Source organism: Taibaiella lutea (assembly GCF_008629695.1).
GTDB lineage: Bacteria > Bacteroidota > Bacteroidia > Chitinophagales > Chitinophagaceae > Taibaiella > Taibaiella lutea.
Genome location: NZ_VWSH01000001.1, coordinates 303,659 through 317,161 on the forward strand (window position 1 = coordinate 303,659; position 13,503 = coordinate 317,161).

General features: G+C 39.3%; 11 protein-coding genes and 1 tRNA gene. 8 read left to right on the forward strand and 4 right to left on the reverse strand.

Annotated elements, in window-relative coordinates; translation table 11 throughout:
• Positions 1-181: 181 nt before the first annotated feature.
• Positions 182-2,032 carry a PKD domain-containing protein gene (locus tag F0919_RS01295; RefSeq protein ID WP_150030904.1) on the reverse strand — a complete coding sequence of 617 codons (1,851 nt, stop codon included), beginning with the start codon at positions 2,030-2,032 and terminating at the stop codon, positions 182-184.
• A 444-nt stretch (positions 2,033-2,476) separates the two neighbouring features.
• Between F0919_RS01295 and F0919_RS18360 the strand changes: the two genes are divergently transcribed.
• Positions 2,477-2,653: a hypothetical protein gene (locus tag F0919_RS18360; protein WP_190277223.1), complete on the forward strand. Its 177-nt coding sequence runs from the start codon at positions 2,477-2,479 to the stop codon at positions 2,651-2,653.
• 126 nt (positions 2,654-2,779) lie between these two features.
• On the opposite strand, the gene F0919_RS01300 is transcribed toward F0919_RS18360, so the two are convergent.
• Positions 2,780-2,852: transfer RNA gene (locus tag F0919_RS01300), tRNA-Lys, on the reverse strand.
• A 216-nt stretch (positions 2,853-3,068) separates the two neighbouring features.
• Between F0919_RS01300 and F0919_RS01305 the strand changes: the two genes are divergently transcribed.
• Together F0919_RS01305 and F0919_RS01310 are read left to right on the forward strand one after the other, a co-directional pair.
• On the forward strand, positions 3,069-3,779 hold the full coding sequence (locus F0919_RS01305) for a DUF4919 domain-containing protein (protein WP_150030905.1): 711 nt from the start codon (positions 3,069-3,071) through the stop codon (positions 3,777-3,779).
• A gap of 49 nt (positions 3,780-3,828) precedes the next feature.
• Entirely contained in the window at positions 3,829-4,272 is a 444-nt protein-coding gene (locus F0919_RS01310) for a nuclear transport factor 2 family protein (RefSeq protein WP_150030906.1), read from the forward strand.
• Positions 4,273-4,315: 43 nt separating this feature from the next.
• Here F0919_RS01310 and F0919_RS01315 read toward each other — a convergent pair whose 3' ends face one another.
• Both F0919_RS01315 and F0919_RS01320 read right to left on the reverse strand, forming a co-directional pair.
• Entirely contained in the window at positions 4,316-5,830 is a 1,515-nt protein-coding gene (locus F0919_RS01315) for an AAA family ATPase (RefSeq protein WP_235903431.1), read from the reverse strand.
• The gene (locus F0919_RS01320; RefSeq protein ID WP_150030907.1) at positions 5,799-6,917 is read right to left on the reverse strand and encodes a vWA domain-containing protein; all 1,119 of its coding nucleotides are present in this window, start codon (positions 6,915-6,917) and stop codon (positions 5,799-5,801) included. The genes F0919_RS01315 and F0919_RS01320 overlap by 32 nt, the downstream gene beginning before the upstream one ends.
• 196 nt (positions 6,918-7,113) lie before the next feature.
• On the opposite strand from F0919_RS01320, the gene F0919_RS01325 reads away from it, so the two are divergent.
• The 5 genes from F0919_RS01325 to F0919_RS01345 all read left to right on the forward strand — a co-directional run bounded on the left by F0919_RS01325 (position 7,114) and on the right by F0919_RS01345 (position 13,388).
• Entirely contained in the window at positions 7,114-8,097 is a 984-nt protein-coding gene (locus F0919_RS01325) for a T9SS type A sorting domain-containing protein (protein ID WP_150030908.1), read from the forward strand.
• Between the two features lie 128 nt (positions 8,098-8,225).
• Complete coding sequence (locus tag F0919_RS01330; protein WP_150030909.1) at positions 8,226-8,825, forward strand: RNA polymerase sigma-70 factor; 600 nt, start codon at positions 8,226-8,228, stop codon at positions 8,823-8,825.
• A gap of 12 nt (positions 8,826-8,837) precedes the next feature.
• Positions 8,838-9,797, forward strand: coding sequence for a FecR family protein (locus F0919_RS01335; RefSeq protein WP_150030910.1), 960 nt, complete (start codon positions 8,838-8,840; stop codon positions 9,795-9,797).
• An 11-nt stretch (positions 9,798-9,808) separates the two neighbouring features.
• Positions 9,809-12,361 carry a TonB-dependent receptor gene (locus F0919_RS01340; RefSeq protein ID WP_150030911.1) on the forward strand — a complete coding sequence of 851 codons (2,553 nt, stop codon included), beginning with the start codon at positions 9,809-9,811 and terminating at the stop codon, positions 12,359-12,361.
• A 79-nt stretch (positions 12,362-12,440) separates the two neighbouring features.
• Positions 12,441-13,388, forward strand: coding sequence for a DUF4249 family protein (locus F0919_RS01345; protein ID WP_235903432.1), 948 nt, complete (start codon positions 12,441-12,443; stop codon positions 13,386-13,388).
• Positions 13,389-13,503: the final 115 nt, after the last annotated feature.

The window sequence follows — 13,503 nt, forward strand, 5'->3', positions numbered from 1 at the left end:
CGTGAACCCTTTGGTACAAAACTCGAACCATTTTATTGAAGATTTGAAATTGTTAGTGGGAATCAAAATACACTAATAGTTTTTCAGATTTCGTAATTATAATATAATTTTCAATATAAAACGAAAAGCGCACTTAAGTGCGCTTTTCGTGATTCCGCTAGGGAACATGCTATAAGTTAATTTACTGTTTCACAAACATGCTGCTGCCTTGCCTGCCTTCTTTATCAGTAAAGCGCATCTGGTAGATGCCTAATGAAAGGCTGCTTACATTCACATTGTCTTTGTGGCCTTTTAATAGGAAATGCAATACTAAGCTGCCCGTGGTGTTGTAAATATCCAAGACCGTACCTGCTTCCGAATTATCAATGATTACTTCCCGTGTGGTAGGGTTAGGATAGATACTTATGTTCGCAAAGCCCGGAACATTATTAATGCCCGTAGGCGGAGGCGGTGTAGGCCCTTGTGCTTTTATTATTTGGCAGGAGGTGTCGCTACCGCAATCGTTGGTGACAAACACGCATACAGTGTAGGAGCCGGATGCAGTGTAAGTATGCGTTGGATTGGGATTATTGGAAACCGGCGTATTGTCCCCAAAATCCCAACCGATACTTGTATAGGGATTGCTACCAGTATAATTAAAGTTGTAAACATTATCTGAATTGGTATAGGTGAATGCGGGTTGCGGGAGTAGGCAATTGCCGAGCTTTACCACCCAATAATCGAAATTTCCATGGTTCCCCGAAACATCGCCGTCATTGGATTTTGAATATCCTGCCAATATAAATCCCCCATCTGTTGTTTGCTGAATGGAATGGGCACCATCTACCTCGTTAGGAATATTATTATAGCCTTCCTGACCGGTTCCGCCCAAACTTTTTTGCCATTGGATGGTTCCGTTGCTATTTAGCTTTACAATCCAATAATCAACATAGCCATTATTACCGGAAACATCACCATCGTTGCTTGTGCTGTATCCAAACACAATATATCCGCCATCTGTCGTTTGCTGAATCGACTGGGCAAGATCGTTACCGGAACCGCCCAATGCCTTCTTCCATTGCAGCGCACCCGCTGTATCCAATTTTATTATCCAATAATCATTTAAATAAGGGCCGTGAAATCCACTCCCTGCAATATCTCCATCCTGTGAATAAACATGCCCTGCGGCGATAAATCCACCATCTGTTGTCTGGGTAACCGAAGACAAAATATCGGTACCAGTGCCGCCAAATGTTTTTTTCCATTGTCTTTCCTGGATGTTGTCCAGCTTTACTATCCAAAAATCCATATTCCCATGATTACCTATAAGATCGCCGTCCACAGAGGATCCATATCCGCCCATAATAAATCCACCATCTGCTGTTTGCTTGACCTGGCGTGCGTAATCATAGCTTAGCCCACCCAGGCATAGGCTCCATTCGATAACACCCACCGGACTTATTTTCACCATCCAGCCTTCATTTGCCCCATGACTGCCAATGATATCACCGCCATATTCGGATAGCGCAGAACAGCCCAACATATAACCGCCGTCTGCCAGTTGTTGCACGGAATTGGCAGCCTCGTTACTGAGCCCTCCATAAGTTTTTTGCCATTGAATATTGCCAGCACTATTCAGTTTAACCACCCAGGCATCGCTATTTCCATGGTTTCCCGAAACATCGCCGTCATTGGAAGTTGTATTTCCTGCAATGATATAACCCCCATCTGCTGTTTGCTGAACGTAAGTGCCCACATCATCGCCGGAGCCGCCCAACGCTTTCTTCCATTGAATATTACCTGTATTATCAAGTTTTACTACCCACATATCATTTCCCCCATGGTTTCCCGAAACATCGCCGTCCACGGAAGCCGTATATCCTGCTACAATATAACCCCCGTCTGTGGTTTGCTGAACAGAGTTGGCATAATCATTGCCGGAGCCTCCCAATGATTTTTGCCATTGGATTACAGGCACCTGTGCCATTGCTGAAAATGCTTGAATAATCCATAATAGGGAGAATAATACCCGATAGATAAAGCTAGTGCGCATAAGTGTGTGTGGTTGTTGGTTAATAAGATTATTTTTCGATATAATTTACCCAGATGCGGGATTCGAAAAATGACAAAAAGCCTTAATCTGAATAGACCAATAAATTTAAGTAAGGGTTGGCGGAAATGGCTATCTCGGAGAAAATAATTGCTGCAAAAGTTTTCCTGACCGAATTTGGGTTTTACATGATAAAGTACTAGGCTGCTGAAGTAACCCTGGAAATGGAAAGGGAGTTGAAAAAATATGCAACAAAATTTCCTCATTTACAATTGTATAAAGAAGCGATTACTGTTGGCTATGAAAATCAAACTTATTCCCGCCGGCAGTTGACTGCACCAATAAAACAGCAATTAGAAGAAACAAATCAAAAATCATCAAAAGCAAGGGACCTCTTGCTTTCAGATCATATTGACCCTAATGATTACAGGACCATAAAAATCGCATGTGAAGAAAAAATTGCACTATTGGAAACCAAGCTTTTCAAATGCAAAAGATGAACCAGACTTAAAACCACTCTGCGATATGGCCATATCAAACCTTTCCAACATTGATACAGCATTTAAGAATGGAACTATTGAAGAAAAAGGCGTATTGTTGGTTCGATGTTCCCCGAAAAAGTGACATATGACGGAACAAGACATCGAACCACTAGAATAAATGAAGCTGTAAAGATTATCTACTGATATGCAGCTCTTTAGAAGGCAATAAAAAAGGACAAGCTTAGATTTCTCTAACTTGTCCTTTTCGTGATTCCGCTGGGACTCGAACCCAGGGCCCATACATTAAAAGTGTATTGCTCTACCAGCTGAGCTACGAAATCAAACCATTGTCCCGTTTCGTTGGGAGTGCAAAAGTAGAACATTGGTTTCAAAAAACCTGAACGTTGCAACAATATTTTTAAATATTTTTTGAGCTAATAAAAGAAGCCTTAATTTAACTGACAATATCAGCTACTAAACCCCTTAATTAAGTAGCTGCAATACATTTTTCCATTTTGTTACATTTGTAGCGATTCTATAATCTTACTTTAAAAAATATGCCTTTGCTATTTACACGCTTATTTAAACATCTCATTCCCGTATTTCTTTGCCTGTTTACATTTAATTATTGCTTTGCCCAACATTTCAATTACGAAAAAGATTATGCTGTAATCCTGAAAAGAACACAAACAAAAAATGACAGCCTGAATTATCTCACATTACTGCCTAAGTTCTTAAAGAATGATTCAAAGCTTTCTGTATATGAAACGCTTTGCCTGATGATAGGTTATAGCGGCCTGTCCGATTATAAACCCTTTACGGATTTAAAAACAGAAAGATTACTCGTTCAGTTAAATGATTCTGCCAGATATGATATGGTATTAAAGGTCTGTGATACTTTTCTGGCAAGGCATCCATTAAATCAGGGCGGCATCATCGAGAAGGCTTATGCTTTCTATAAGTTAAACAGGAATGACAGCGCCGCATTTTATAAAGAACAATTTGCACGTATTATGGCAACAATGGACTGGAGCAATGATGGAAGAACACCTGAAACGGCAATGTTTGCATTAGGGCCTGATGACGGAAAGAATTTCGCAGATAAATATTATCATGCCGAAGTTGGCAATACAAGCACCCTTATCAACAATTATGGAAATTATTGCAGCAGCGTAGAAATATTATATAAAAAAGAAGGGAAGCAAAAATCATCCGTTTTTTATTTTGTACTGCAACATGCCGCAAATACTACCGCACGTAAGCAATGATGGCATAAAAACATTAATTTTATCGTGTCGATAATCTCAAAATTTTATCATGAAAGAAAGCATTGCTCAATTCTTCGATGATTATGCCAGAAGATTTAATGAGTCGCTGCCCGGAGGAGTTGTTGATATTGAAAAAACAGCAGCTTGTTTTGCAGCAAGTTTTATTGAATCTAATCCTAATAAAATCATCTGTACAAAAAATGACGAAGCTTTTAAAGCTTCCATTCCGCATGGTTTTGAATACTACAGAAGTATCGGCTTACAATCCATGAAAATATGCTCAAAAGCAATAACTATCCTGGATGATTTTCATGCTTTGGTAAAAGTACACTGGCAATCTTTGTATATTAAAAAGGAAGGCAATAAAATGGAACTCGGCTTCGACATTCATTATATGGTAAGAAGGGAAAATAACCAGATTCAAATCTTCAGTTACACGTCCGGAGACGAACAGGAATTTCTGGAAAAACACGGATTGGTTCCTTATAAATAAAGCGCATTGTTTCGAAACAATGCGCTTTATTTTAACTCAGAAATTACAATTTACTGATATAGCTTCCAAGCAAATCCTTAAACTGATAACCTTCTGTAAAGCGGTTCTTACCAAGTTTTTTATACTCATATAAGCCCCAGAGTATAAATTCCAAAAGGAAATAATAATCTTCCTTCGGCGTATCTGCCTGATACTTTTTAAGCAACTCTTTCAATGGTTTTATTGCATCCAATTGCTTTTTGTAGACTTCATCCGAATCATCATCCATCAGCTCTAATTCATTTTCGGTAAACCAATCAATCAAATCCTGATAAGGACTTCTTTCCTTTGGGCGTTCCAGTTTCTCTATTTTAGGAAAGTAAGCAGCAAATAATGTTTTGATTGCATTGCCTATCAAATGTTCTGCAACTGCAGCGGCGCCTTCCTGTTCGCCTTCATACACCAATTCAATTTTTCCGGTTATTGCAGGAATGATACCCATAAAGTCCGAAAGCCGTACCGTTGTTTCTGTTGTGCCTGATTTCAGCAATCTTCTTTCGGCAGTGCTTAATAGGTTCTCATACGCCGTAATACTCATTCTTGCGCTGACACCGCTTTTATAGTCCACAAACTCACTTTCACGCGCCTCAAAACTTATTTGTTCCAACAAATCTTTTGCCAGAGAAGGAACGTGTATCTTCTCACTTTGATGATTGTCTGCCCCCGCTTCCTGTTCTGTAATCGTCCTTGCTATCTGAATCGTCTCCGGATAATGGGTTAATATCTGCGAACCGATTCTGTCTTTTAAAGGCGTTACGATACTGCCGCGATTGGTGTAATCTTCAGGATTTGCGGTAAATATAAATTGCAAATCCAATGGCATCCTTACTTTGAAACCACGAATCTGAATATCGCCTTCCTGAAGAATATTGAATAACGAAACCTGAATTCTGGCTTGCAAATCGGGCAATTCATTGATTACAAAAATGCAGCGATTCGCTCTTGGTATCATACCAAAATGAATAACCCTGTCGTCGGCATAAGAAAGCTTCAGATTTGCTGCTTTAATCGGATCGATATCACCAATCAGATCAGCAACAGTCACATCCGGCGTTGCAAGCTTTTCATAAAAACGGTCGTTACGATGCAACCAGTTAATGGGAGTATCATCGCCTTTGGATTCAATCACATCTTTTGCAAAACGGGAGATCGGCTTAAAAGGGTCATCATTGATTTCCGATCCTTCGACCACAGGAATCCACTCATCCAGAAGATGAACCATAAGCCTTGCAAGTCTTGTTTTTGCCTGGCCACGCAAACCTAAAAGATTGATATTGTGACGGGATAAAATAGCGCGTTCCAACTCAGGGATAACGGTGTTTTCAAAACCCCAGACACCTTCAAAAACGGTTTCCCCTTTACTGATTTTTGCCCTGAGATTATTCCTTAATTCATCTTTGATATTCTTGCTTTCGTAACCTGCCTTCTTTAATGCGCCTAATGTTTTTATTTGGGATATATCCATGTCTTTATTTTTCTGTGATGTTTTATTTAATGCGTTTTTTTCTGTTGGTTTCATAATCTTCAAAAATCATTTCGCCGAGGCCTTGAATACCGGTATAAAAAGCCTTGCCCTGATTAGCTTCTGTAAAATGGTTTACAAATTGCTGCAGGTAAGGATCGCTTGCTATCATAAATGTAGTTATGGGAATATGTAATTTCCTCGCCTGTTGCGCCATGGTATAACATTTATCAACAATATACTGATCAAGGCCGACACTGTTTTTATAATAGGTGCCGTCCGGTTCCCTCACACAGCTTGGCTTGCCATCGGTAATCATAAAAACCTGCTTGTTTGTATTTCTTTTCCTTCGAAGTAAGTCCAACGCAAGCTGCAAGCCCGCTACGGTGTTGGTATGATAGGGCCCTACCTGAAGATATGGCAAATCTTTTATGGCAATCGGCCAGGCGTCATTTCCAAAAACAAGGATATCGATTGTATCTTTCGGATAGCGTGTAGTAATCAGTTCCGCCAATGCCATCGCTACTTTCTTGGCAGGTGTAATACGATCTTCGCCATACAAAATCATGCTATGACTGATGTCAATCATAAGTACCGTACTCATTTGCGCTTTATACTGCGCATCTTCCACAACAAGATCATTTTCCGTTAATCTGAATGCATCTGTACCATTATTGATTTGTGCATTCTTCAGGCTTTCCGTTAATGATATCCTGTCAAGACCATCTCCAAAATGATATTCCCTGAAATCACCGGTATGCTCATCTCCACTACCCGAATATTTTGTTTTATGATTGCCTGAACCACTTTTTTTCAGATTACCGAATATCTGGTTCAATGCCTGCTGCCTGATGGAACGCTCCGTCTTTGCTGTAATTTTCAACCCGCCCGAACCGTCATCTTGTATTTCTTCTCTTATATAACCCTTCTTCTTCAAATCTTCAATAAAGTCATCAATAGTATAATGCTCATCTGTAAGCTTATACTCTACATCCAGCTCCCTCAACCACTCAATCGCTTCATCAAGGTCGCCGGAAGTATGTGTTATTAATTCAGTAAAAATTTCGAAGAGTTTGTCAAAGGGCGATATGTTGGGTGCTTCATATTGTCGGAATATAAAACCTTTCCTGTTGCCTGTTTCCATAATTACATAAAATTAGGACATATTGAATGAACCCTCAAAAAATGTTGCCTCTGTTTGGATTGGCATTATTGATGAACTGATAGGGCAATTCAATTTTCATTATTAAATACTATTTAAAAAAAACTTTAAAAAAATCAGAATTGCATAGGGGTTTGTTTTTGATACTGCGTGTTAGAAGTATAAAACAAACATTAAAATGAAAAAGATTTTCTCTTTCGCAGTTATTGCTGCCACTTCTGTACTATTTTCAAATAAGGTAAATGCCCAGATGCCTTATAACGTAACTACCCTGAATGAAGCTTATGTTCCGTTGGCCAATGCTACAAATCTCACCAATGGTATTAAATGGTCGGACACTTCCGAGTTTACCGTTCCATTAGGTTTTAATTTTCAAATGGGTGGCACAGCTATTACAAATATCCGTTTAAGTGAAACAAATCTTCTTTTAAATGGCACAAGCGGCACCCAGTCTGGCTTTGGAATGCTTGGTTGTTCATTGCAGGACCGCAATTTTCTTTCAGGCACACCAGCAAGCCCTATTCAATATACATTAACGGGAAATACCGGTTCCAGGATTTTAAAACTTGAAATTAAAAATGCAGGCTTCACAACCGAAATGGATATGTTCAGCACGAATGAAGATTTTGTAAATGTGCAGATATGGTTTTATGAAAACAGCAACATAGTTGAATTCCGCTTCGGTGCCTCTTCTATAAACCATTTCCAGGAATATTTCCTGCAGAAAGTTCCATTGGGTTATCTCAAAAATCTTGATGTTGAAATGTTCTCTTTTGAAAAATTCTATTGTCTGACCGGCAATCCGATGAGTCCTGCCATAGATTCCACTAACAATTTAAATACCCCCATCGGTCTGACTGCTTATCCTGCTTCCGGAACAGTGTATCGTTTTAAACCTAAAACCGGTAATACAACGGCAATCAATGAAATAGAAAAAGTAAATCTTGGCAATATCTATCCGGTGCCTGCCAATGAAATGCTTTATATTGACAGTAAAGCAAGCCAATATGAAATCTATTCACTTGCTGGAAACGTTGTATCAAAAGGCAAATTATCAGGCCACGATGCGGTTTCATTGCAACAGCTTAGTGCAGGCACTTATGTTATCAGGCTCAGCAATAATAAAAATGAAACAGATACCAGGAAATTTGTAAAACAGTAAAATCTGTCTCTCTTGTAAAAAAACCTTGCAGTAAGCTCTCTGTAGCTTGCTGCAATGGTCAATTCATGGCAATGCTTTTATTTTAACAGGGCATTGTATATATTTGCCCTCGGCTAAATAAACCATGAATGATACCGGCAGGAGGCACAGCAGTCGCTTTTAAAAACATATTCGAACAGGAATACAGCAAGCTTTGCCGGTACGCCCTTACTTTTCTGAACGACAGTCACCAGGCAGAAGATATTGTACAGGAAACATTTATAAAAATATGGGAACGCAAACAGGAAATTATTGCTTCTCCCGATATGCGTTTTTACCTGATAACCGCAGTACGCAATAATTGTATTACAGCATTGCGAAAACTCAAAACCCAAAACGTAACCTTTACTGAAAATACACCGGAACCGGAACCTGAATTACATTTTACCACAAGGCAATATCAGGAAGAAGCAAATGAACAGGCCAGAAAAATTGCGGGTGCATTGGAATTGTTACCACCTAAATGCAAAGAAGTTTTTTTATTGGTCAAAATGCAGGGCCTCAGCTATAAACAAACGGCCGAAACTCTTGACATATCTGTAAAAACGGTGGAAAACCAAATGGGCAAAGCCATAAAAGTACTGCGCGAAAATGTACCTGTACAATTATTGATTTTATCCGGATTGTTATCGTTGCAGGATTTAAGAAAACCTTTCGATTTTTTATGGCAATTAATCTGTTTTAAATAAGGCGCTGCGTTTATGGAAGAAGAAATGTACATATTGATTGCAAAATCACTGAACCGGGAAGCAGATGCTGCCGAACAGCAGCAATTAGAGGACTGGTTAAATGAAGATATAGCTAATAGTGACATTTATGAAAATATGAAGGCCGTCTGGCAGGAAACAGATACCTTGTTTAACAAGCCCGAATTTGATGTAACTGCCGCCTGGGAAAATGTAGCTTCGGAAACAATCCATAAAACAACAGAAAAAAAAACAATAACATTCCGTAAGTGGATTACGATAAGTTCTGCCGTAGCAGCACTTTTGCTTATCGTATTTGCGATAAAGGTTTTCACTACAGAAGATTGGATAAGTGTTACGGCAGATAAAAAAATGATGGTTGTCAATCTGCCCGATAATTCCAAAGTAAGGCTGGAAGCGGGCAGCACATTAAAATATCCAAAAACATTTTCTAAAGAACACAGAAATGTAAGCCTGCAGGGAAAGGCTTTTTTTGATATTATTCACAAAGAAGAGCAACCATTTACAGTCGATGCGAATACAGTTGACGTAAGTGTTTTGGGAACCTCATTTTATGTAACAACCGATGATGCAAAAGCGACAGTTACCGTTACAACCGGTAAAGTTGCAATGATGCCAAAAGATCATTCCGATAAAATAATATTGACTCCGGGAAACAAAGGCATATTCAAAGATCACAAATTCAATGTTGTAAGCGATACCAATTTCGTCTATTACCAACAGGGATTACTGGAATTTAAAGGTGTATCATTTGCCAATGCCTTGTCAACCATTGCTGCTGTAACGAATTCAGTTATTTCTATGGATAAAAACCTAAGTAATACTGTTCAACAACAGCTTATAGAAATTTCATTCCGCGATCAGCAACTGGAGAAAATGCTGGATGAGATTTGTCTCATCACCAATACCCGTTGGAAAAAAGATAAGGAGCAATACATTATTTACGGCAGGTAAACCTATACAGTATGGGCAAAAAATTACTATTACTCTTCCTTCTTGTATTTTTCACTATCTATTGTAACGCACAGTTATTATCTACAGCCTATACGCCATCTTTCAACAAAGGGAAAATCAAGCGTTTCTTAGAAGACATTAAGACTCATACAAATATTGCGATTTCCTATAGCGATGCTATTATAAATATCAAAAAGAAAGTAGTGCTTAACGGAGATGAACATACCGTTGGCGCTGTGTTACACAAGATTTTTGAAACATTCCCTATTACATTGAAAGAAAGTGATGGCAGGATATTAGTCGTTCCTGCAACAGATGAAACAATCCCCCCCGCTGCACGAAAAGAAATGACCATAAGCGGCTTTGTAAAAGACGGCAGCAATAAAGAAGTATTGATAGGCGCGTCTGTATACATTCCCGAAACCGGAAGCGGCGCAATGGCTAATAACTTTGGTTTTTATAGCCTCACATTGCCTGAAGGAAAATACAATATGGTGGTGAGCTATGTTGGCTACAAAAGCGAAAAAGCACTTATTTCGACCGGCGGACAGAAGGATATTCTACTTGAAAACGATGCGCATATTGAAGAAATAAAAATCGTTGAAAAGGTTCCTGTACCCGAAGACCACACTAATTTAGGACCAAAGGATATTACTTTTTATACAAGTCTGCTGGGCGACAATGATATTATAAAATCACTGCAACATCTTCCCGGTGTACAATCTGCAGCAGATGGCACTACCAGTTTAATTGTAAGAGGCGGCGATCCGGGACAAAACCTGAATCTGCTTGACGGCGTACCTCTTTATTATACAGATCACTTTTATGGCATCAGCTCCATCTTCAATACCGATGCTTTAAAGACAGTGGATTTTTATTCGGGTTCTTTTCCCGCCCGCTATGGTGGACGGTTATCATCCATTATAGATGTAAATACCAAAGACGGCAACATGGAACATTGGGGCGGCGTGGGTAAAATTGGCTTACTGAACAGCAGCCTGAGCCTTGAAGGACCAATCATTAAAAACAAAGCCTCCATAATAGTTACAGCCCGCCGTTCCTGGCTTGATCTTTTGTGGCGGCCTTTTACCAACGATTTGGGTGTTAATTTTTATGATATCAATGCCAAAGTCAATTATGAAATCAATGCATCCAACCGTATATTTTTAAGTGTTTATAACGGAAGGGACATGTTCAGGGTAAGAAATGATGGCGGCGTAGATATGCGGGCGTTCTGGGGCAACACCTTCGTGGCTTTTAAATGGAACACAGTTCTTAATCCTAAAGTATTTTTAAACAGCACAGCAACTTACAGCATTTACAGTTTTGAACAACAGGATATTCAATATGCCGAAACACCTGATTCTTCAGGCAATCTCACCTCTTACAAATACAACGGCCTGTCTAAAGTCACAGAAAGAACTATTAAATCACAATTGTATTGGTATCTCAATACAAAACATAAAATTGAAACAGGCATTAAATATTCCAATGCTGATTTTTCCCCTTCTACCGTAACTTTTGCGGATGGCACCTCGGGTGTAATAGGAGATGCAACACCGGCTCATAAGTTCCTTTCCAATGAAGCAGTGTTGTATATGGAAGATGAATGGAAGCCGACTTCCAAATGGAAAATAAGAGCAGGGCTGCATTGGGCAAACTGGTTCAATGAAGATTTCAATTATTCAAGCCTGCAACCGCGTCTGTACATTTCATACATGCCTTCCGAACATATTTCTTTTTATGGTTCCGCGACAAAGATGGCGCAGTTCCTTCATTTACTCAGTAACAATACTTCAGGGTTTCCTACAGATTTCTGGTTGCCAAGCACTGCTTCCATCAAACCTGAAACTTCTTTGTTGGGAAATGCAGGCATTCGTGTTAAAGGCAACAATGGCTTCTGGATTAGTGTAGAAGGTTATTATAAGAAATTGCAAAACCTGGTTACTTATCGCGGCGGAACCAACATTTTCGAAAACCCTTCGCAATGGGAAGACAGACTTACACAAGGCAAAGGATGGAGTTACGGTTCAGAATTCATGATAAGCAAAACTGCCGATAAATATAAGCTTACGCTGGCTTATACGCTTTCGTGGAGCTTCAGGCAATTTGACAAATTGAATTATGGCGAGTCATTTCCATATAGATATGACAGAAGGCATAACCTGCATATTGACGCAAGATATACCATCAGGAAAGGAATTGATTTTTCTGCAGGCTGGACTTATATGAGCGGAGAAGCCATTACCCTACCCGATCAGGCATATCCCGATTTCGACAATAACCTGTTGCATAATTACGTGAACTACGGCTACACTTTCAACTATACTGCCTGGAATAATTACCGCCTGCCCGCCATTCACAGGTTAGACCTTGCTGTTAATTTCATTAAAAAGAGAGGAGCGCGATTCGAACGTACGCTTACCATCGGAATATATAATGCTTACGGACGCAGCAATCTGGTAGCAACATCTTTAGAACAGGACGATCAGGGTACTTTTCAGTTGAAAGGCTATACAATCGGCCGCTTTATACCCACTATTTGCTACAGGCTTCAATTCTGATATCATGAAAATAAGAAACATTACATACTTACTTGTTTGTTGCTGTTTATGCCTGATAGCTGCATGTGACAAAAAACTAATGCTCCCTTCAACAGAAAATCAGAAGATAGTTTTACTGGGCGAACTTGTTGCCGGCGACAGTATGAAGATAAGAGCAGGAATGAGCACTGTGATACAATCGGGCGCGATGATGAACGAAGAACTGATACAAAATCTTAGTATAAATATAAAAGACGGTGCAAATAATACAACTCAATTATCAGGAGCCGAAGATGATCTTTCTATCACAGAGCATACGGTTTCTTTTTCATCAGGGCAATTAACACAGGCCGGCAATAAATATGAAATCAGGGCAAGCCATCCCGAACTGGGGACAGCCTATGCAAACATTATTATTCCCAATCCTTTCAATGCCGATATTACAGATACGCTAAGTACCGAATACAACGGTGAAAACTGTTTACAGGTTAATATTCAGATAAATGACAATGCGGAAAACAACTTCTATGTTGTCGAAGTATTACAACAACCTTTCACCTTGGAACCTGCATTCCTGTTTAACGGGCAATGGTTTAAGACAAGTGAAAATTTCAGTCTTTACGATAGCCTGATAAATGCAGGCGTTACCGTGGAGGAAAAGCTTGACAGCTTTTATACCCAAATGTTGAACCGCATTACCTTTTATACTACAGATGCACAAAGTGAGCATTTATTGAATGGCAACAGTAAGACTTTATGCAGAAGAGTTTTATTATACGACAAAAGCTTTAATGGCAGTGCGCACTTAACATCTATATTATTACCAAAATCTCAGATAAATCCGTTTCCCGGCAGCGGTTTAAGGACGCTCATACAAGTAAAATCTGTTGCTGAAGATTATTTTCTTTACCTGAAGGGATATGAACAATACGATCCTTTCTCAGGATTTTCAAACACCAATACGCCGGTCAGGCTTACCGGAAATATAACAAATGGCGTAGGCATGATTGGAGGTGTATATAAGAGAACATTTACTTATCAGTTTTAATTGCGGCATACCTTCTTTGAAAGATGAATACGTTGGCCGGTCAATAGTTATTCACATTGCGATATACCTTATGAATTTAAAAAGGGAAATATTGCATCTTTGCGCTTATTGAATT